At 43.5% G+C, this 19,936-nt stretch carries 17 protein-coding genes; 7 read left to right on the forward strand and 10 right to left on the reverse strand.

What is annotated here, in order from left to right; genetic code table 11:
• Positions 1 to 7 precede the first annotated feature (7 nt).
• The 5 genes from J0L83_13230 to arfB all read right to left on the reverse strand — a co-directional run bounded on the left by J0L83_13230 (position 8) and on the right by arfB (position 5,270).
• Positions 8 to 1,435 carry a Gfo/Idh/MocA family oxidoreductase gene (locus J0L83_13230; protein ID MBN8665538.1) on the reverse strand — a complete coding sequence of 476 codons (1,428 nt, stop codon included), beginning with the start codon at positions 1,433 to 1,435 and terminating at the stop codon, positions 8 to 10.
• A gap of 66 nt (positions 1,436 to 1,501) precedes the next feature.
• Positions 1,502 to 3,010, reverse strand: coding sequence for a polysaccharide biosynthesis C-terminal domain-containing protein (locus tag J0L83_13235; GenBank protein ID MBN8665539.1), 1,509 nt, complete (start codon positions 3,008 to 3,010; stop codon positions 1,502 to 1,504).
• A 64-nt stretch (positions 3,011 to 3,074) separates the two neighbouring features.
• Positions 3,075 to 4,118: a cytochrome-c peroxidase gene (locus J0L83_13240; protein ID MBN8665540.1), complete on the reverse strand. Its 1,044-nt coding sequence runs from the start codon at positions 4,116 to 4,118 to the stop codon at positions 3,075 to 3,077.
• Positions 4,118 to 4,864, reverse strand: a complete 747-nt coding sequence (locus J0L83_13245) for a hypothetical protein (protein ID MBN8665541.1) — start codon at positions 4,862 to 4,864, stop codon at positions 4,118 to 4,120. Before J0L83_13245 ends, J0L83_13240 begins: the two co-directional genes overlap by 1 nt.
• Position 4,865: 1 nt before the next feature.
• Positions 4,866 to 5,270 (reverse strand): aminoacyl-tRNA hydrolase, encoded by a 405-nt coding sequence (arfB, locus tag J0L83_13250; protein ID MBN8665542.1) that lies wholly within the window; start codon positions 5,268 to 5,270, stop codon positions 4,866 to 4,868.
• Positions 5,271 to 5,300: 30 nt separating this feature from the next.
• On the opposite strand from arfB, the gene J0L83_13255 reads away from it, so the two are divergent.
• From J0L83_13255 to J0L83_13270, 4 genes are read left to right on the forward strand one after another with little or no spacing between them, the layout of a single operon-like run.
• Positions 5,301 to 5,753 (forward strand): D-tyrosyl-tRNA(Tyr) deacylase, encoded by a 453-nt coding sequence (locus J0L83_13255; GenBank protein ID MBN8665543.1) that lies wholly within the window; start codon positions 5,301 to 5,303, stop codon positions 5,751 to 5,753.
• 44 nt (positions 5,754 to 5,797) lie between these two features.
• Complete coding sequence (locus J0L83_13260; protein ID MBN8665544.1) at positions 5,798 to 6,178, forward strand: GxxExxY protein; 381 nt, start codon at positions 5,798 to 5,800, stop codon at positions 6,176 to 6,178.
• Between the two features lie 41 nt (positions 6,179 to 6,219).
• Positions 6,220 to 6,558, forward strand: coding sequence for a nucleotide pyrophosphohydrolase (locus J0L83_13265; GenBank protein ID MBN8665545.1), 339 nt, complete (start codon positions 6,220 to 6,222; stop codon positions 6,556 to 6,558).
• Between the two features lie 27 nt (positions 6,559 to 6,585).
• Positions 6,586 to 8,049 carry a glycine--tRNA ligase gene (locus J0L83_13270; GenBank protein MBN8665546.1) on the forward strand — a complete coding sequence of 488 codons (1,464 nt, stop codon included), beginning with the start codon at positions 6,586 to 6,588 and terminating at the stop codon, positions 8,047 to 8,049.
• Positions 8,050 to 8,085: 36 nt separating this feature from the next.
• Here J0L83_13270 and J0L83_13275 read toward each other — a convergent pair whose 3' ends face one another.
• The 3 genes from J0L83_13275 to J0L83_13285 are packed head-to-tail and all read right to left on the reverse strand — an operon-like array spanning position 8,086 to position 12,436.
• Entirely contained in the window at positions 8,086 to 8,853 is a 768-nt protein-coding gene (locus tag J0L83_13275; protein MBN8665547.1) for an FAD-dependent oxidoreductase, read from the reverse strand.
• 14 nt (positions 8,854 to 8,867) lie between these two features.
• Positions 8,868 to 9,401 carry a hypothetical protein gene (locus tag J0L83_13280; GenBank protein MBN8665548.1) on the reverse strand — a complete coding sequence of 178 codons (534 nt, stop codon included), beginning with the start codon at positions 9,399 to 9,401 and terminating at the stop codon, positions 8,868 to 8,870.
• 59 nt (positions 9,402 to 9,460) lie between these two features.
• Positions 9,461 to 12,436 carry a T9SS type A sorting domain-containing protein gene (locus tag J0L83_13285; protein ID MBN8665549.1) on the reverse strand — a complete coding sequence of 992 codons (2,976 nt, stop codon included), beginning with the start codon at positions 12,434 to 12,436 and terminating at the stop codon, positions 9,461 to 9,463.
• Positions 12,437 to 12,567: 131 nt separating this feature from the next.
• On the opposite strand from J0L83_13285, the gene mfd reads away from it, so the two are divergent.
• Both mfd and J0L83_13295 read left to right on the forward strand, forming a co-directional pair.
• Complete coding sequence (gene mfd, locus J0L83_13290; GenBank protein ID MBN8665550.1) at positions 12,568 to 15,996, forward strand: transcription-repair coupling factor; 3,429 nt, start codon at positions 12,568 to 12,570, stop codon at positions 15,994 to 15,996.
• 34 nt (positions 15,997 to 16,030) lie between these two features.
• On the forward strand, positions 16,031 to 16,390 hold the full coding sequence (locus J0L83_13295) for a DUF4870 domain-containing protein (protein MBN8665551.1): 360 nt from the start codon (positions 16,031 to 16,033) through the stop codon (positions 16,388 to 16,390).
• A gap of 46 nt (positions 16,391 to 16,436) precedes the next feature.
• Here J0L83_13295 and J0L83_13300 read toward each other — a convergent pair whose 3' ends face one another.
• Positions 16,437 to 16,643, reverse strand: coding sequence for a hypothetical protein (locus J0L83_13300; GenBank protein ID MBN8665552.1), 207 nt, complete (start codon positions 16,641 to 16,643; stop codon positions 16,437 to 16,439).
• Between the two features lie 92 nt (positions 16,644 to 16,735).
• The gene (gene gyrB / locus J0L83_13305) at positions 16,736 to 18,703 is read right to left on the reverse strand and encodes a DNA topoisomerase (ATP-hydrolyzing) subunit B (GenBank protein MBN8665553.1); all 1,968 of its coding nucleotides are present in this window, start codon (positions 18,701 to 18,703) and stop codon (positions 16,736 to 16,738) included.
• A gap of 245 nt (positions 18,704 to 18,948) precedes the next feature.
• Between gyrB and J0L83_13310 the strand changes: the two genes are divergently transcribed.
• Positions 18,949 to 19,872, forward strand: coding sequence for a helix-turn-helix transcriptional regulator (locus J0L83_13310; protein MBN8665554.1), 924 nt, complete (start codon positions 18,949 to 18,951; stop codon positions 19,870 to 19,872).
• Positions 19,873 to 19,936: the final 64 nt, after the last annotated feature.

The following is a 19,936-nucleotide window of genomic DNA, read 5'->3' on the forward strand; positions in this document are numbered from 1 at the left end:
TACCTGCTTAGAGACTGAAACTCCAGCCATCGCGGTATTCTCTGCGGACAAACTGATTGGCTTCATCGAAGTTGGTGATCTTCATATTGGCTGCATCCCACAGGAGTTTCTTCCTGCCGAGGTATTTATCATCCCAGCCTTTCAGTTTTGGATTTTTCATCTGCCAGCTTCTGATTGCCAGATTACCCATTAAAATGCTTTCTGTAAACGGACCGGCATAATCAAAGCTAGAACTGGTTTCTGCTTTACCATAACCAGCCATACAAGCATTTACCCATTGGAGGTAATGGCCTTCAGTAACACGCTTTAAAGTTGGTTTAGGTAAGTTCACTTCTTTCATGCGCTTGGTTGGTAATAGCGTTGGGTTTTCACCATAACAGCCGCACATCATTTTACCCTTGGTGCCTTCGAAAATCACACCACCATCCCAGTTGCCCATGGGTTCATCTGGCAACAACTCATCAGGACGCTTGGGTTGTAAGCCACCATCCATCCAACTTACTTTAATGGTACCTTTCTTGTCTTTTCTTGGATAAGTAAGGTGAATGATAGATGCGGGCGGACAACCATCTACATAGTTGCCTTCATTCCACATTTCCTTCCAAATATTCGCGACACTACATTCTACTTCTGATGGATATAGAATAGGCAGAATACGGAATACAGGATCCATGATATGACAAGCCATATCGCCAAGCGCACCTGTACCGAATGCCCACCATCCACGCCAACTGAATGGCACATAAGCAGGGTTGAAATCAATGTATTTCGCAGGGCCTAACCAAAGATCCCAATTCAATTCTTTAGGAATATCATGTTTGCCTGAAGGCGTTGGCACACCTTGTGGCCATACTGGTCTGTTGGTCCAGCAATGCACGGTGTGCACATCGCCAATCAGTCCGGCCATATACCATTCCTTCATTTTGCGTACACCTTCACCACTACCGCCTTGGTTACCCATCTGCGTAACTACTTTATATTTTTGTGCAGCTTGGGTTAGAATGCGTGCTTCATAGATATCATGCGTGAGTGGCTTTTGCACGTACACGTGTTTGCCCAATTGCATGGCAGCTAAAGCAGCTACCGCGTGTGTGTGATCTGGGGTAGATACAGAGACTGCATCAATATTGTTTTTTTCCTTTTCCAGCATCTCGCGGAAATCTTGATAGTAGCTGGCTTTGGAAAACTTGTTTCTGGAAACCTTGCTCATGCGCTCATCCACATCGCATAGCGATACAATATTCACGTTGGGGCTCTTGGCAAATTCAGCCAAATCGCTTTGTCCCTTTCCACCTACACCAATGCCGGCGATATTGAGTTTGTCGCTTGGTGCGATAAAGCCTCTGCCTAATACGTGACGTGGAACGATGGTGAATGCGCCTGCAACCATGGCGGCGTCTCTGATAAACTGTCGGCGTGGATATTGCTTCTTCATGGCAAAATGTTAGTGCCAGAAAGATACTGCAAAACTTTATCCGAAAAATGGAGAATTGATCAATGATCAACGAATCCATTTGCCAATAAGCGGCAGCTGTTGTAATTCTCTTTTTTCTGCCCAGATCACTAGGCGACTGAATAGGGCAAACAAGAGTAGGGCGGCTAAGAGGTTTAGCCAAATGGCATCATAGAAGTAAACGATGCCCCTGTGTACACCATAGGCCAAAACCGCGACGGTGATATAAGCCGTAAGCTTTTTTACATTGTAGGGTACAGGATAATAGCGTTGCCCTTGTATATAACTGATCATCATCATGAACAGGTAACAGACAAAGGTGGCTATGGCTGCGCCGAGGTAATGCAATCTGGGTATGAGTACGATGTTCAACACAATGGTGATTACAGCACCACCAATGGTGATATAAGCACCGTAGAGATTCTTATTGGTGAGTTTATACCAAATGCTGAGGTTGTAATAGATGCCGAGGAAAACATTGCCTAATGCTAGTAAGGGTACAATGTATAAGCCTTCTACCCACAATGGCTTATTGATAGCCATAAAGAACCAGCCAAATGCATCAATGAATAAGCTGATGAAGAGGAACATAAAACAGCAAGCGATGACAAAAAACTTCATTACGCGTGCATAGACTTTCTGTGCATCATCATTTTTTTGCTGACTAAAAAAGAATGGTTCTGCAGCCATGCGGAATGCCTGAATCATGATGGTGATGAGGACTGCCAGACGGTAAATATTGCCAAAGATGCCCAGCTCATGCTTGGCTGCTTCTTCCGGCAGGTTCACTACATGCTGATAAATCAGTCTGCTCAGCATATCATTCACCATGCCGCCCATACCTACGATGATGAGTGGATAGCTGTATTGCATCACTTTCTTCCAGAGTTGGAAATCTAGTTCAAATCGGATGGAGCTAAACTCTTTGAAGAGTAATAAGAAAGTAACGATACTGCCAACCAGATTGCCCAGCAGGTAATAATCAATGCCCAATGCATCATTCCAGATATAGTGGAAAAATGATTCGGGATGATTGGGCATATAATTGGGTAGAATACCCAGAAATACAATAACTGCTGTAAGGTTGATGATGACGCTGCTAATCCTTACCAATGCATATTTTTTTGGACGATTCTCCTGACGAAGCTTGGCAAAAGCCAGGGTGCTTAATGCGTCAAAGAAAATAATGCCCGTCATCCAGTAGGCAAAGTTGGGATGTGCTTCCAGGCCTGCCCAGCTGATGATCTGGTCTTTCATCAGTAATAAGCCGGCAGCAAACAAAATACTTGAGGCGAGTAGTGAAACCGAAAGTGTGTTGTATAGTTTCTGTTGGTCTTCTTCTTTACTAAAACGGAAATAGGCTGTTTCTAATCCATAAGTAAACAATACATTCAAAAACGGAATCAGCGCATATACCTGTGTGAGGTCAGCAGTTTTTGCCGGCATAGCAAAAAACAAAGGCAGGGATAGGTTCATGAGATAACCCAAGAACCTACTGGCAATGGTGGGTAAACCATACCAGAGTGTTTGTCCTGCTAATTTTTTGATGCCGCTCAATGGAATGCTTTCAGTTTTAACGAAAAATGATGGGTAAAAGTATTGCTTCAGCAGCAATCAGCCGCTATTTCACTTCGGCAAAGCGTGGGTCTTTCACAAAGCTGGAATCGCTAAGTGTAAAGAGAAATGCTTGTAACTGACCAATTTCAAAATTGGTGAGTGCGATTCTGTTTCTCAATAATGGATCGGTTGTGCCACCGTTCACTACTTCGCTGGTGTAATGGGTAAATACATTCTGTAAAGAGAACCAACGCCCGTCGTGACCATATGGATTGGTGTAGGCGATATTTCTTAAACTGGGTACGATGAACTTTAGTGAGTCAGCAGCAAGTTTTGTAATCCCCATTCGGCCAAAGTCTTTCAGGAATGGATCGATAGGGGCACCGTTATTGCGATAACTCATATCGGTAAACAAGGGTTCCTTGTGGCAGCTAGCGCATTTGTCTTTGAAAATGGCATAACCCAATTGTTCTGGCAGGGTGAAGCTGGTTTCGCCGCGCATCACTTTATCGTACTTACTGTTGGCGCTTACCAGCATCAGCATAAACTGGCTTAGGGCCTTATTCATACGTTGGGTATTGATTTCTGGATCACCAAAAGCAGCTTGAAACATAGTGGGGTAGCGTGCATCTCGCTTGAGTTTATTCAGCACATTGCTGATGCTTTCGCCCATTTCATTGGAAGCGGTAATAGGCGCAAGTGGCTGCAGGTCCAGATGATTGATGCCCCCATCCTGATGGAAGTTGGCTTTCCAAGCCAGATTGAACAAGCCTGGTGGATTGCGTTTGGTGGATTGATTATTGATGCCATGTGCGAGTGGATGATCTGCGTGGGTGAATGCAGCAAACTGTTGGTGACAAGAACCGCAGCTGATGGTATTGTCTATGCTGAGTTGTGGATCGTAAAATAGTCTTCTACCCAGTTCAAAGCCTTCTTGTGTAATGCGATTGCTATCGAAATTGTATACTGGCGCAGGCCATCCAGCAGGTGTGGTAAAATTGAGATAGTTGGGATTGTAGACAAATGCGTCTTTCTTTCTGCAGGCATGCAAAATGAATAGCAGTAGGATGCTTACGCTGAAAAGATATATGATGGGCCATTTACGCATTAGTTACGAATAGCGGTTACAGTAAACATTCGCTCATAATTATCGGCATACTTCATCGCGATGCCACCCGGACTCATTACTTCAAACTGATCTGCAATTTTCAAATTGTGTTGTCCGCTAAACCATTTGTTGAGTTCAGTGGTGATAAATATGGCAGCAGTGTTTGTGGTACCAATGTTTAGATTGCCCAGTGTGCCGAAATTAAGGGTGATTCTTCTGGCAGCGTTTTCACCCGATTTGAAACCGCCAATATGGTAAGTGATTCTATTGCCTGCTGTTGCAGCAATACGGGATGTTGCTTCCAGTTTGGCCATGATATAGCCGCTGTTCCAGGTCCAGAACATACCCTTGGCGGGGTCTAAAGCACCTGTTTGTACACCGCTCACATTTCGTGTGCTGTCTACACCCAGTAAAAAAGAAACTGCTTTGTATTGCTGTTGTTTGGTTTGAAAAGCACAGATCATACTTGTTTTCTCGGCCTGATCAACGAGAAAATAGGTATTACTGATTTTTTCTGTTTGTCCGCTTAAAGTTGTGAGCTCAATATTGCTAACATAATACTTGAATGCCGTTACAGTGTATTGTTCGCCAAAATCGTTGGTATAGCCATCGCCGATGGCTAGCGGATTGCCCTTTACCTGATTCTCGAATACGAGTTTCAGGTCATAACTGCTAGTAGCAGTTTCAGTTTTCTTTCCGCAGGCAAAGAGCAATATGCTTACAAATAATGCAATTACGCGTGTCATATTAATCAGTTAAACGAGGTTTTTGTCTGAGTTGTTTATGCTGGCTGTGTTTTTTCTTTTGTTCCAGTCTTTTCTCTTTGGATTGCTTGGTAGCTTTTGTGGCAATCCGGGCTTTTTTCACGGTGAGGGCTTGTTCAATCCAATGATGCATTTTCTCAATCACTTGCTGCTTATTGGCCAGCTGTGTTCTCGCTGATTGTGCTTGTGCAATTAGGATGCCTTCTTTATTGATTTTATTGGCCAGTTTTTGGAAAATAATTTGTTTTTGGGCTTCACTGAATAATGCTGATGCAGCAATATTCCATCGGCCCTCGGCCATGGTTTCTACTTTGTTGACGTTTTGTCCGCCCTTGCCGCCACTTCTCGCGGTACGGAAAACGATCTCATGGGTAATAGCTATCTTCACTACCTAAAGTTAGGCGCAAAATATTTAGCTATGCGGGTGGTGATACAACGAGTGGCGCATGCCAGTGTTAAAGTTGATGGAACTGTTTGTGGCAGTATCGAAAAGGGTTTGCTGGTATTGATGGGCGTGGAAGATGCAGATACCCACGAAGATGTAACATGGATAAGTAACAAGATTGTACAAATGCGCATTTTCGATGATGCAGATGGGGTGATGAATCTTTCAGTTAAAGACATAGGCGGAGCAATTTTGTTGGTTAGCCAGTTTACCCTCCATGCCAGCACAAAAAAGGGTAACCGACCATCTTATATCAAGGCCTCCAAGCCCGAAAAAGCCATCCCCATGTATGAGGCAATGATCCAACAACTGAGTACAGATTTAGGTAAACCTGTGCAGACGGGAATTTTTGGGGCGGACATGAAAGTGAGTTTATTGAATGATGGACCGGTGACGATTGTGATGGACTCACAGAATAGGGAGTAATTACACGGATTAATACGAATTACACGGATTCAAAACTTGAAGTGATGGAAAGCAGTACATTACTTTATCAAGAAGCATCTTATCAGATAATCGGCATCGCAATGGAAGTTCATCGAGAACTCGGGCCAGGTCTCAAAGAGGTGAATTATCAGGATGCATTAGAATATGAGTTTCAGCTAAATCATATCCCATATCTACGCGAAAAGCGATACAGGGTGATGTATAAAGGCAAGGTCTTATCTCGTCCTTATGTAGCCGACTTTCTGATTGATGATAAGATTATATTGGAGATAAAGTCAGTACCAGTAATTATTGATCAACATTTTGCCCAGACTTTAAATTATCTAAAAGTATCCGGCACCAAACTAGGTCTTATACTCAATTTTGGCGGCAAATCCCTGGCATGGCAAAGGGTTGTGCTGTAAGTCAAACCAGAATCCGTGTAATCCCATTAATTTGTGTAATCATGAATAATACTTTAACCATACAAGAAGCCCAAACCCAAGTAGATCATTGGATCAAAACAGTAGGGGTGCGTTATTTCTCTGAACTCACCAATATGACCATCCTTACTGAAGAAGTGGGGGAATTGGCCCGAATTATGGCCCGCACTTATGGGGATCAATCCTTCAAAAAATCAGATTTAGGCAAGGATCTGGCCGATGAAATGGCTGATGTGTTGTGGGTATTAATCTGTTTGGCCAATCAAACGGGTGTTGACCTTACCACCGCGCTTCAGAAGAACTTTGAGAAGAAAAATATCCGCGATGCTACCCGTCATCAAGACAATGACAAGCTGCACTAGCCTGCCGGGCCGTATATTTGCAGCCTTATGAGTACGCAATCAGAGAACCGTTTTCAGGCAATTATTTCCCACGCCAAGGAGTATGGCTTTGTTTTTCAGAGCAGTGAAATCTACGATGGTCTAAGTGCTGTCTATGATTATGGTCCCTATGGCAGTGAGCTGAAGCGTAATATCCGCGATTATTGGTGGAAGAGCATGACCCAGCTACACGAGAATATTGTGGGCATTGATGCGGCTATTTTCATGCACCCAACTACCTGGAAGGCTAGCGGTCACGTGGACAATTTCAGTGATCCCATGATCGATAATAAGGATAGCAAAAAGCGCTATCGTGTGGATCACTTGATTGAAGCACACGCAGAAAAGCTGCCAAAAGAAGCGGGCGATGCCTTGATTGCTGAGATGGAAGCTTTGCTAGCCAAGGAAGATTTTACAGGTTTGAAGCAAATGATCCTGGATCATAAAATTGCATGCTCAGTAAGTGGCACAGTGAATTGGACGGATATCCGCCAGTTTAACCTGATGTTCGAAACAGAGTTTGGTGCTATTGCTTCAGATAATCCGGATGACAACAAAGTATACCTGCGTCCAGAAACGGCTCAGGGTATTTTCGTGAACTTTCTGAATGTGCAGAAGACTGCCCGCATGAAAGTGCCTTTTGGTATTGCACAGGTGGGTAAAGCTTTTCGCAATGAGATTGTTGCCCGTCAGTTCATTTTCCGTATGCGCGAATTTGAACAGATGGAAATGCAATTCTTTGTACGTCCTGGTACAGAAGGTGAGTGGTACAAGTATTGGAAAGAAGCGCGCTTGCAATGGCATTTGAGTTTGGGTATGCCTGCTGATAAATATCGTTACCATGATCACGTGAAGCTGGCGCATTATGCGAAAGAAGCATGTGATATCGAGTATGAATTTCCAATTGGTTTTAAAGAAGTAGAAGGCATTCACTCCAGAAGTGATTTCGATCTGATACAACATCAGACATACAGTAAGAAAAAGCAGCAGTATTTTGATGCCGATGTGGATCCTGCAACAGGTAAGCCTTATGGTAATTATGTGCCTTATGTAATTGAAACCTCCATTGGCTTGGATCGTATGTTCCTGCTGATCTTATCACACGCTTATGATGAAGAAACCATCAATAAAGAAGATGGTACTACAGATAGTCGTGTAGTGTTACGCATTCCCAACAAATTAGCACCGGTGAAATTGGCTGTATTGCCTTTGACGAAGAAAGATGGCTTGCCTGAAATCGCTCGAGATTTGATGGATAGCTGTAAACCTTTCTTCCGTTGTTTTTATGAAGAGAAAGATGCGATTGGTAAGCGCTATCGCCGACAGGATGCGATTGGTACACCATTCTGTGTAACCATTGATCATCAGACAAAGGAAGATGGTACTGTAACCATTCGTTACAGAGATACCATGGAACAGGAAAGAATCCTGCTGAGTAAGGTTCGAGATTTAGTCATAGAAGCTAGTTTATAAAAAAATCCCCCTACGGTACCGTAGGGGGATTTTTCTTTATCCGTACAATTCCAGATGAATATCTTTTTTGTCGTAGCCCAATTGAATGATTCTTTGTTTGGCTTCATCAACCATATTCTTCCAGCCACAGAGATAAAAATGCGCTGGTCTTAGATGCAGGCTTTCTTCTGCTTCATGCATCATCTTTTTGGTTAATGCAATATCCTCATACACATTGTGTACATAACCTGTTCTGGATCGATGGTGTTTGCCCGGTGCTTCTTCTCTGGAGAAAACAGGGTGATAATGAAAGCCTTCCAGCTTGTGTTCTATTTCGATCAATGATTTTTCATAGAGCACATCGTCATATTTCCTACAGCCAAAGATGAGGTGAATGTCTTTATGTGGAATTTGCTTATTGAAGATATGGTGTACCATCGCGTTGAAAGGTGCGATTCCTGTTCCAGTACAAATGAGGTAAAGATCCTTTTCAATGTTTTCGGGTAAGGTGAATTTACCCTGTGGACCTCTTAATGAAATCACGGTACCAATGCCGGCCTCGTCAAACAAATAAGTAGTGCCGGCACCACCTTCCAATTTAACAATGATGAGTTCAAACGTATTGGTGCCATCTGGCGCTGAAGCAATGGAATAACTTCTCCAGCGTTTGTTTTTTTGTTCGTGTATGGGCAGATCTAATGTAACGAATTGGCCTGGCGCATAATCAAATACATCCAGTTCTGAAACCTGAATCCAGAATCTTCTGGTATTAGCAGATTCATTTTCTATTCGAACAATTGTTCCGTTTCTCCAGGGTTGAAGCATATAAAATTATTTCATCAAGAGCCGGTAAGTGGGGCCAGCTTTTTAATTTTTGGTAAAGAAGCACTGAGTACTGGTTTATTCTTGGTTGACAAGCGAATAACAACATCATTGTTCTTGACCAATTGCTGAATCGTCTTAATGGGTTGAATGCCCTTAATTGGTTCTGAGGCAATAATGATTCGCCAAACTTCAGCAGAAGTACTTGGTATCAGCGTGTCTCCAGGATTTTTGCCTCTAGGAAGGATTAAGGGTGTATTGGCAACTTTTTCCAGTTTTACAGCAAACAACTGCTGCTTCACCCATAATCTGTGTAAGGTAATATTGGTCATATTGTCTACGGCCATAAAGATTTGGTAGTCTGCATAGCCACCTTTTGGGTTGGTGCCATCATTCTTAATGACGCCGTTTACATTCACTTCGCCTGTGGGGGCTACTCCGCTAAGGTTTGGAATATCATAAGCAAAAACACGAACACTCTGTTTTTGAGCAATTGCCGCTGTGCAGAAGAGTATAGCCGCACAAATAGCAAATATCTTTTTTGGTTGCATATGGTGTAGTTATATATAAAAATAAAAAAAAGAGGCCGCTAAGGCCTCTTTTTATCCAATTAGTTTTTAATCACTTTTTGCAGACTTCGGTATTTCCTATTGTCACTGGTAATTTCAATCACATAAGTGCCTGCAGCAAATCTTTGTAATGGTATAGTACCATCAGCATAGGCAACATTGCTCTGATAAACAGTTTGACCGTCTATGCTCAGCACACGAACACTCATATTTCTGATTCCAGATGCATTGCCAATTAAGTAGCTGAAACTACCTCTGGCAGCTGCAGGTTGTATACTGCGAATAAAGCTTCTATCATTAACAACCGGATTGTTCAATGCTGTAGGGTTGTTGGGGTTGAAGTTGGCGCCGCCAAGCTCACAGAAATACATACCATTACCGTGTGTGCCTACCAGGAGCACATTGTCTTCTGGGCGATAGTCCATTGTAGTTACCACAGCAAAATTGATCAAGCTTGGTGCTTCTCTGGTCCAGGTGATTGGGTCACCATTTTCTAATTTGTAACCCAGGTTTACACAACTATACAAACCAACAGAAGTGCCGATATAGTATTCGGAAGAAGTGGTTGTTCCGCTCTTTTTGGCAACGATAACACAAGACCTGATCGAAGGAGTGGACAGATTGCCTTCAGCTGCCCACCAAGTTGGGGTGGTCGCTTTAGCATTGCGTGTCCACCAGATGCTGACTGTATTGTAGTTTGAAACTACGATCATTACTTCATTGTCATTATTCGGGTTCACTGCAATGTCCTGAATATTCACGCCTGGATTTAGTGCACTTGGCGTGATATCGGCTGGAACAGCAGTAGGTGTTGCATTCAGATAATCATCCAAGCGGTAAACCTTACCATTGGTTGTACCAAGATACATAGCATGAGCAGATTGATATGGACCCCATGAGAAGTCCATACTTCTGATAGAAACGGAAGAGCCTCCGGCAGGGTTTACAGTAGTCTCCACACCTGTCATTCTATCCCATCCAATACCGGAAGTTTGTGTTACGGTACTTGCCTGCATTGTTCTGAATAGTCTGTTGTAATTGGCATAGAACAATGCTTCAGGATTGGCATGACTTAGTTTAAAAACAGTCACAAATTCACCATAGCCACCGCTACCATTACTCTGTAACTGATCGTTGGATGGTCTGATGGATACCTGTGTAGTGGTGAAATAGTTTAATGCATCATCTCTGATCATAACACCTGACTGTGCGCCAAGATATAGTGGCTGTTTGCCAGCAGCAATCTTGCCAATATCAACGGAAACACCATCACCGCCACCTACCATTTCATGGTCATTGATTGTTGGTCTGTATCCAGGGCGTGGTCCCATATTAAGCGAGGCATCGCGGTAATGAGAACCATTGTCCTGAGATCCGCCAAAGAAATTATTCTTGCCAGATTCAGGATCTATGGCCACATGGTAGTACTGCAGGGTTTGATAATTGCGGAGATAAGTCCAAACAATAGGTGTTGCAGTGATGTCATCCGTTACCTGAATACCACCATCGTTACCACAGAATAATCTTTTTGGATTGGTTGGATCAAAAGCAAAGCAGTGAATATCAGGATGGCTGTTAGGATAAAACCCAAACGGGTTGTTTGTAGAGCCTGAGCTACTACCAAAACCATAGCCGCCAATCCAGCTCACATTGCTACTGGTTGCGAAAGAATCAACTGATCTGAATAATACGGTACCCCCAATCAACATTAGTCTCGGATCATCTGGTTTGATGGCTACACACATATTGTATCCACCCTGCAGTGCAATTGGGTTACGTGAATTCGATAAAGATCCTGCAATATTGGGCGAGTTTGAAGAGAGGTTTGTCCAAGCTGGATTGGCAATGTCAGTAGCATTGCAGCGGAAGATATCTAACTCGGGCTGCAGATTAGGGCTAGCTTGTGATTTGCCATTTTCATAAATCGCATACAAGAGTTGCTCGCTTCCTGGAACCAGCGTCAGTAAGATGCGACCCCAGTTGGCAGTAGTGCTTTCATTAATTAGCCATCCTGTTGGTGTTCCGTTGGCATTACCACCAAGCAGGGTCCATGATCCTGCATCACCAGTAGTTGAAGCCCAAACACCACGATTGGTTGTGTTCTTTAAATGAAAAGCAGCATAGACACGTGTTCCGGTACTATTGATTACCACATCCGTATTACCAGTAACACTGGTACCACCCAAGCTTCCCATAACTGCTGTCCAGCTAGTACCGCCATTTTGTGAACGTTGAATTGTGTTTTGGCATGCAGCATATACATCACCGTTTGCCGGGTTTACAACGATCTTATGTACAAGGTCAAATGCGTTATCAAAAGTGGTTACGTTACCACCTTGGGTGCTGCTTAAAGGAGTCCAAGTTTTTCCATTGTCGGTTGATTTAAAAATACCATGGCCCAGGAAAAAAGCGCCTGTACCTGAGGTAGAGTTACCAAGGGCTTCACCTGTTCCGGCATACCAGGTGTCCTGAAAGCCGGGGCGAGGATCCTGCGCCAGTGTCGTTAAGCTATGTATTTGCTGATCAGGGCCAACCCTTGTCCAGGTATTGCCACCATCTTCTGTACGCATTACACCGCTGCTTACCGAACCGGCAAGTATCACACGATTGGTTGTGCCATTATAGCGCTTATCAAAAACAATGGTACGTGTTCTGCCACCTACATTATATGGGCCAGCTTCCTGCCAGTTATTGCTTTCCCCGGCATTGCTTTCATTTCCACCAGCCTCACTCATCCATACATTATCGCCATTGCGAAATGGCTTAACCGGTGCACTTTGTGCTTCTCTCAATTCTGCATCCCAAATGCCATCTGGAATTTTGCCCGTTCTGGGGTCCTTGAGCATATTGTACTCATAGGCAGCACGTTCAGCCTGCATGGCAGCTTTGTAGAAACCACTTTCTTCTCCTTCTTCTTCATTCTTCAATAAGCTTTTTTCAATTTTTGGCTGAAGCATGAATACGCAGGCAAGAGAAAAGCCTGCAGAGAACAAACCCAGGACAAGACCTTTTTTCATACATGTACTTTGATCGTTTGAAGATATTGATTGTTTGCTTTCTCGCAGCTTGTTTGTGCAAGATTTTCGCCAGTTTTCGAGCCAACTTTTCTGCATAGCGTTTGTTCAGACTGTACATTTGCGGCGAGGTTATGAATCTGCGTGTTCTGTTGGATACTTTTTTACAATCCCCCCGGGTGTTACAGCTCGCGGACAGGCTCCGTATTGCCCATACAGAATACCCTGAGGGTCAAACAGAAAGAATCGGACTAACCAACCTCAGAGGCAGTAGTGCAGAGTTCCTTGTAACGGCCATTTTTCAGCATCCATCTTGCGCATCACTCAATCACCTTGTTATCCTCAACGATGCGGAAGAAGCTGCTTATTTCCACAATACGCTGGAGAATCTAACTGATGCGCTTGATCTGTTTTATTTCCCCGCCTCCTTTAAAAACAGACGCAATTTTCGCCTGCTGAACAGCTCACATGTGATGTTACGTGCAGAAATGCTTACGCGTTTATCCAAGGGCGGAAATAAAAAGATCATTGTTACTTACCCGGAAGCATTGTTTGAGAAAGTAGTCTTACCGGAAACACTGAGCAAGAATATCATTCAGATCAAGACAAACGATACGCTTAATCTGGAAAGCTTGATGGAGCTTTTCGTGATGTATGGTTTTGTGCGCACTGATTTTGTCTATGAGCCCGGACAGTTCGCCATTCGTGGGGGCATTCTGGATATTTATTCTTTTGGTAATGAAAAGCCTTATCGCGTAGAGTTATTCGGGAATGAGGTAGACAGTATCCGCATTTTCGATCCGGAAACACAGCTAAGTGAACGAAAGCTGTTACAAGTCAACATCATTCCCAATATTGAAACCCAGTTTGAGAGCAAGGAAAAAGTATCGCTGCTGGAATTCCTGCAGAGCAATACCATTGTGTGGCTGAAAGACTGGGATGTGATTCTGGAGAAAATTGCAGAGCAGGAAGAAGACCTGGCAGCATTTACTTCACTGCATGCGCAAGCAGCTCCGGTTGATCAGGAAGATACAGAGGAAGTGAAATACCTCAAAGAAGTGAATCCGGCCGACTTTCTGCCGGCAAGCACTTTTGAGCGTCAGGTATTAAAAAGACATCTAGTAGAGTTTGGATATAAGCCACAGTTGGCGCAGTTTGATATCAGTTTTCAGACAAAAGAACAGCCCGCTTTCAACCGTCAGTTTGATTTACTTATCAAGGACTTGAAAGCACATGAAGGAGCAGGTTATCAGCTTTTCATCTTTGCAGAGCAGGCGAAGCAGTTGGAAAGACTCAATAGCATCTTTGCTGATCTTCAAACTGAGATTCAGTTTACACCTATTGCTACATCCATTCACGAAGGATTTATTGATGATGAACTGAAACTGGTTTGTTATACAGACCACCAGATATTTCAGCGTTACCATAAGTACAAGGTAAAGCAAGCCTATAACAAGAATAAGGCACTTACTTTAAAAACACTGAGAGACTTACAACCGGGCGATTATGTAACACACATAGATCATGGTGTTGGTACTTATAGTGGTTTACAGAAAATTGAAGTGAATGGCAAACTGCAGGAAGCTGTACGTATCATTTATAAAGACAGCGATATCCTGTATGTGAACATTAACTCGCTGCATAAGATATCTAAGTATACGGGTAAGGAAGGAACTGTTCCTAAGATCAACAAACTGGGTAGTGATGTTTGGACAAGACTGAAAGAAAAGACCAAAATCAAGGTTAAAGAAATCGCTTTTGACCTGATTAAGCTGTATGCGCAAAGAAAAGCCCAGCAAGGATTTGCACATACACCGGATAATTATATGCAAACTGAACTGGAAGCTTCGTTCATCTATGAAGACACACCAGATCAAAGTAAAGCAACTGCAGATGTGAAGAAGGATATGGAGAGTCCTTCTCCTATGGACCGCTTAGTCTGTGGTGATGTGGGTTTTGGTAAAACAGAAGTGGCTGTACGTGCTGCATTCAAATCTGTTGTGGATGGTAAACAAGCTGCTGTCTTAGTGCCCACTACCATTCTTGCTTTTCAGCACTATAAAACGTTCAAGGATCGCTTGCGCGATTTTCCGGTGACAGTTGATTTCGTGAACCGATTCAAATCCAGCAAAGAGAAAAAAGCTACCCTGCAGAAATTAGCAGAGGGTAAGATTGATATCATCGTAGGTACGCATGCCCTCTTGGGGAAAGATGTGAAGTTTAAGGATCTGGGCATCATGATTATTGATGAGGAACAGAAGTTTGGTGTAGCGCACAAAGAGAAGCTCAAGACATTAAAGACAAATGTGGATTGCTTAACACTCACAGCAACGCCTATTCCAAGGACCTTGCAGTTTAGTTTGATGGGTGCACGCGATTTGAGCATCATCAATACACCGCCGCCTAACAGACAGCCTATCCAGACAGAAGTACAGGTGTTCAATGAAGATTTCATTAGAGATGCTATCTACTTTGAAACCGAGCGTGGTGGACAAGTATTCTTCATTCATAATCGTATTCATGGGCTTGCTGAAATGGCCGCACTCATTCAAGGGCTTTGCCCGGATTTGAGTATTTCATTTGCGCACGGTCAAATGGAAGGCGATCAGCTGGAAGAAAAGATTCTTGATTTCATCGATAAGAAATATGATGTGCTTGTTTGCACCAATATCGTAGAGAGTGGAGTAGATATTCCGAATGTGAACACCATCATCATCAACAATGCACACCAGTTTGGGTTGAGCGATTTGCACCAGCTGCGTGGGCGCGTAGGCCGAAGCAACAAAAAAGCTTTCTGTTATTTGTTGGCGCCGCCGATGAGTACTTTGCCAACGGATTCGCGCAAGCGCTTGCAAACATTGGAGCAGTTTACCGATCTCGGTAGTGGCTTCCAGATTGCGATGCGCGATTTGGATATACGTGGCGCAGGTAATCTCTTAGGTGGTGAACAGACGGGCTTTATGGCTGAGATTGGTTTTGAGATGTACCAGAAAATTTTGGATGAAGCCATTCGCGAACTGAAGCGTACCAAGTTTAAAGATGTGTTCAAGGAAGAGATCAGCAAGCAGGATGATTATGTGAGCGATTGTACGATTGATACAGATTTAGAGATATTGATTCCGGATGCTTATGTAGAAAGTATTACCGAGCGTTTGTCATTGTATACGCGACTAGATAACTGCGCCAATGAAACAGATTTACAAGCTTTCTATGCAGAGCTGCTCGATCGTTTTGGCGCAATCCCTAAGCAGGTAGAAGATTTGTTTACAACAGTTCGTTGTCGCTGGAAGGCTATTGACCTAGGCTTTGAGAAAATGACGCTGAAAGAAGATACACTCCGTTGTTATTTCATCAATAGAAACGATTCGCCATACTTCGAATCTGATTTATTCAAAGGTATTTTGGCGTATCTCCAAACAGGTACAAACAAGGCAAGGTTAAAGCAAGCGGGTAAGAATTTCTTATTGGTTGTAGAACGAATTGAATCTATGGAAGAAATGCTGGAATTTTTAACCAGAATGCACCAAGGAGTTTTATCAAAGCCTGAACCTGCGCAGAATTGATTTTTTCTGGTTAAATTCGGATCAAATCTGCTGTATGATTGAACAACAATTTGCCGAAGTAGGCTTTCCGGATAATTACACACCAACACAGGATGAACGCAATCTTTCATTGATTGTGCATCTGGTCACCTTTGTTTCTTCCTTTATTGCGCCACTGATTATTTATCTAGTAAAGAAAGATGAGTCCAGATTCATCGCAGCGCATGCGAAGGAATCGCTGAACTTTCAAATTACTGTTGTGATCATCGGTATCCTGATGTTTATTTCACTGATTGGCATCCTCTTTCTTTGGGCACTTGGTTTGGCTGCTGCTATTTTGGTCGTGGTAGCTACCATCAAAGCCAGTGATGGGAAACCCTATCGTTATCCATTCAGCATTCGGTTTATCAAATAAAAAACCCTTCCATAGGGAAGGGTTTATACTAAGTTTCAAGCTACGCTTAGAATCCTTTCTTGGCTACGCCATCAGCAATGGCTTGTAAAGCTTTGGCCTCGCTCAGGATAGCAGCCATCTTATTGCCTTTACCATCGTGACCGGCAGCCATATAGCCACCCTTGGCAGTTTTCGTAACCACAGCATCCTGCATAGGAACGTTCTTCTCCTTTGTCTTCAGGCAGTATGCTTTGATCATTTTTGATGTGTCCATGATGTTGGGTTTAATGAATGTATGGGTTAGTGATTGTTAAATTAGTTCTTTTTATTATGAATGCCTGATTTCCACCTGGGAAGTAATCCACATTACACATCCAGCTTGGCATAACGGGCATTGCTTTCGATGAATTCGCGGCGCGGTGCCACTTCATCACCCATCAGCATGCTGAAGATGCGGTCTGCTTCTGCTGCACTTTCGATGGTTACCTGCTTCAGGGTTCTGCGGGATGGATCCATCGTGGTTTCCCACAACTGGTCTGCATTCATCTCACCCAAACCCTTGTATCGCTGGATGGTTACACTGTCTTCTTTACCTGCACCAAGCTTCTGCACCAATGCTTTACGCTGTTCTTCATTGTAGGCGTATTCCTGCTCCTTGCCGCGTTTTACCAGATACAATGGTGGCTGCGCGATATACACATAACCTTGCTCAACCAGTTCCTTCATGTATCTGAAAATGAAGGTGAGAATCAAAGTGGCAATATGCGATCCATCCACATCGGCATCGGTCATGATGATGAGCTTGTGGTAACGAAGCTTCACCGTATTCAATGCCTTAGGATCTTCAGGTGTACCAATGGTTACACCCATGGCTGTGAAGATGTTGCGGATTTCCTCGTTCTCGTAGATACGATGTTCCATCGCTTTTTCTACGTTCAGAATCTTACCGCGTAAAGGCAGAATGGCCTGGAAACTTCTATCACGACCCTGCTTGGCTGTACCACCTGCCGAGTCACCCTCAACCAAAAAGAGTTCGCATTTCTCTGCATCGCGTTCTGAACAGTCGGCCAGCTTACCCGGTAAGCCACCACCGCTCAATACTGTCTTACGCTGCACCATTTCGCGTGCTTTCTTTGCAGCAACACGGGCCTGAGCAGCCAGAATAATTTTAGAGATGACGTTCTTGGATTCCTTTGGATTCTCTTCCAAGTAAGCTTCTAAAGCACGACTTACCGTTGTTTGTACAATACCACTCACTTCGCTGTTACCCAGTTTAGTCTTGGTCTGACCTTCAAACTGTGGCTCAGGTACTTTCACAGAAACAATGGCGCTCAATCCTTCTCGGAAATCATCACCCTCAATTTCTACTTTGGCTTTTTCAAACAATCCTTCCTTATCACCATAAGACTTGAACACACGTGTTAAGGCCGTTCTGAAACCGGTTACGTGTGTGCCACCTTCAATGGTGTTGATATTGTTTACATAAGAGAAGATATGTTCTTTGAAATCGTCGTTATAGGTCATAGCTACTTCAACAGCTACGTTGGTAGCTTCATCGCGACCTTCGAAATACAGTGTCTTAGAAATTAGTGGTGTACGGTTGCTGCTTTGATCCAGCATTTCCACAAACTCTACAATACCACCTTCGCTGTAGAAAGTAGTGCTATAGGCATTGCCCTCCTCATCGCGCTCGCGCAGATCAGTTAGGGTGATGCTGATTTTTCTGTTCAAGTAAGCCAGTTCACGCAAGCGGCCTTCCAGAATGCTGCGCTTGTACGTAGTTACCTGAAAAATGGTATGGTCAGGCCAGAAACGAACAGTAGTACCAGTCTTATCGGTTGTACCGATTTCTCTTACTGCGTATTGGGGAACACCAATCTTATACTCTTGCTCGAAAATTTTGCCTTCTCGGTGAACAGTTACGTGCAGGGTAGTACTCAATGCGTTTACGCAACTCACACCCACACCGTGCAGACCACCGGATACTTTATAGGTATTCTTATCGAATTTACCTCCGGCATGCAGCACAGTCATCACCACTTCCAATGCACTTCTTTTTTCCTTGGTGTGCATGGCGGTAGGGATACCACGACCATCATCCTGTACAGAGATGGAATTGTCTTCGTGAATGGTTACGAAGATATTTTTACAATAACCGGCTAATGCTTCATCGATGGAGTTGTCCACCACTTCATAAACGAGGTGGTGCAAACCTTTCTCACCGATATCGCCGATGTACATCGCGGGTCTTTTACGTACCGCTTCTAAACCTTCTAAAACCTGTATACTGTCTGCGCCATATCCGGCGCCGGGAGTCTTCATTTCTTCGCTCATAAATTCCTTTGCCCGCCTGTATTTGGGTTCATTTGACGAGGCTGGCGAAAATACTGTTTTTCAGTGCCTTTCCCGCATGAAAAACGGTCAAATTATTCACAAAATGAACTTCTTTTAAAACATTGATAATCAATTCATTTCTGCTTTTTCGGAATGCGGAAAAAAACAGTGCCTTCAAGGGTTTTAAGACTTCCTTACCAAGCCCCGGCTTGGCGATCTATGTAGATACAGCTAATTTTGCTGCAATGTTGGAAGTAATGGACATATTGCGGGTAGCACACCGTGAGGGTATTGAACCAAGTATGACCCTGCTGCACCAGAAGGAGCAGAAAATACCGGGTTCTATTCAATACTCTATCCGTAGATACTACGCCCAACATCCTTGGGTGGCCGATGATACGGGCATGATGGTTTACCATTACAATCCTTCCAAACCCAAGGACAACTACCTGGAAATTCGCTACTGTACAACTGGTAACCGTTATTGTGAAGAGCGTAGCTGTTCTATGTGTAAGCAATTGCCCACAGAAAACTGTGATGGTAAGATGCGCACCGTAGATGTATTCGTATTTCATTTTACCGCTACTTTTTTGCATCAGTTTGTGCACAATGTGAAGCTGTCTAACCGCAAAGACGAAGTGTTGGCGTTTAAGCACCCACATGCATTTACCAAGGTTTTTGGTTTGTGCAATAAAAAGCGCAATGTGCTGGATGCTTTACTGAATCACAGCTACCACGGTGCCCTAGAAAATATCTTCGTGAATGCCAAAGTGCATGAATTATTGCTCTACAGCCTCGATTGTCTGGTAGATGAGAAAGAAGAAGGCTTTAGCTGTAAGTTTTTGGCTGATGAGCGTGGCCGCGAGGCAATTTATCAGGCAAGAGATATTCTACTGCAACATATTGGTGATCCCATCACCATCAAGGAATTGAGCCGTAAAGTGGCGATTAATGAGTGTTACCTGAAAAAAGGTTTCAAAGAAGTATTCGGTACCACCATCTTTGATTTCTATCAGCAACAGCGCATGGAGCACGCGAAATATTTGCTCTATGAAAAGAGCCTAAGCGTTACCGATGTATCTGCTTTACTGGGCTATTCCTCTATCTCGCATTTCTCTGCAGCCTTCAAGAAACACACTGGCTTGAAGCCCTGTGATCTGCTGAAATAAACACCCATCCAATTTTCGTGTTAAGGTGTAGGTTTCATCCTATTTTGCAAACTCAATTGATTGC

Source organism: Chitinophagales bacterium (assembly GCA_017303835.1).
Lineage (GTDB): Bacteria > Bacteroidota > Bacteroidia > Chitinophagales > Chitinophagaceae > JAFLBI01.

Coding starts and splice junctions, on each gene's coding strand:
- J0L83_13230 (MBN8665538.1), bottom strand. CDS start 1,435: ATGAAGAAGCAATATCCACGCCGACAGTTTATCAGAGACGCCGCCATG.
- J0L83_13240 (MBN8665540.1), bottom strand. CDS start 4,118: ATGCGTAAATGGCCCATCATATATCTTTTCAGCGTAAGCATCCTACTG.
- J0L83_13245 (MBN8665541.1), bottom strand. CDS start 4,864: ATGACACGCGTAATTGCATTATTTGTAAGCATATTGCTCTTTGCCTGC.
- J0L83_13255 (MBN8665543.1), top strand. CDS start 5,301: ATGCGGGTGGTGATACAACGAGTGGCGCATGCCAGTGTTAAAGTTGAT.
- J0L83_13260 (MBN8665544.1), top strand. CDS start 5,798: ATGGAAAGCAGTACATTACTTTATCAAGAAGCATCTTATCAGATAATC.
- J0L83_13265 (MBN8665545.1), top strand. CDS start 6,220: ATGAATAATACTTTAACCATACAAGAAGCCCAAACCCAAGTAGATCAT.
- J0L83_13270 (MBN8665546.1), top strand. CDS start 6,586: ATGAGTACGCAATCAGAGAACCGTTTTCAGGCAATTATTTCCCACGCC.
- J0L83_13275 (MBN8665547.1), bottom strand. CDS start 8,853: ATGCTTCAACCCTGGAGAAACGGAACAATTGTTCGAATAGAAAATGAA.
- J0L83_13280 (MBN8665548.1), bottom strand. CDS start 9,401: ATGCAACCAAAAAAGATATTTGCTATTTGTGCGGCTATACTCTTCTGC.
- J0L83_13285 (MBN8665549.1), bottom strand. CDS start 12,436: ATGAAAAAAGGTCTTGTCCTGGGTTTGTTCTCTGCAGGCTTTTCTCTT.
- mfd (MBN8665550.1), top strand. CDS start 12,568: ATGAATCTGCGTGTTCTGTTGGATACTTTTTTACAATCCCCCCGGGTG.
- J0L83_13295 (MBN8665551.1), top strand. CDS start 16,031: ATGATTGAACAACAATTTGCCGAAGTAGGCTTTCCGGATAATTACACA.
- J0L83_13300 (MBN8665552.1), bottom strand. CDS start 16,643: ATGGACACATCAAAAATGATCAAAGCATACTGCCTGAAGACAAAGGAG.
- gyrB (MBN8665553.1), bottom strand. CDS start 18,703: ATGAGCGAAGAAATGAAGACTCCCGGCGCCGGATATGGCGCAGACAGT.
- J0L83_13310 (MBN8665554.1), top strand. CDS start 18,949: ATGTTGGAAGTAATGGACATATTGCGGGTAGCACACCGTGAGGGTATT.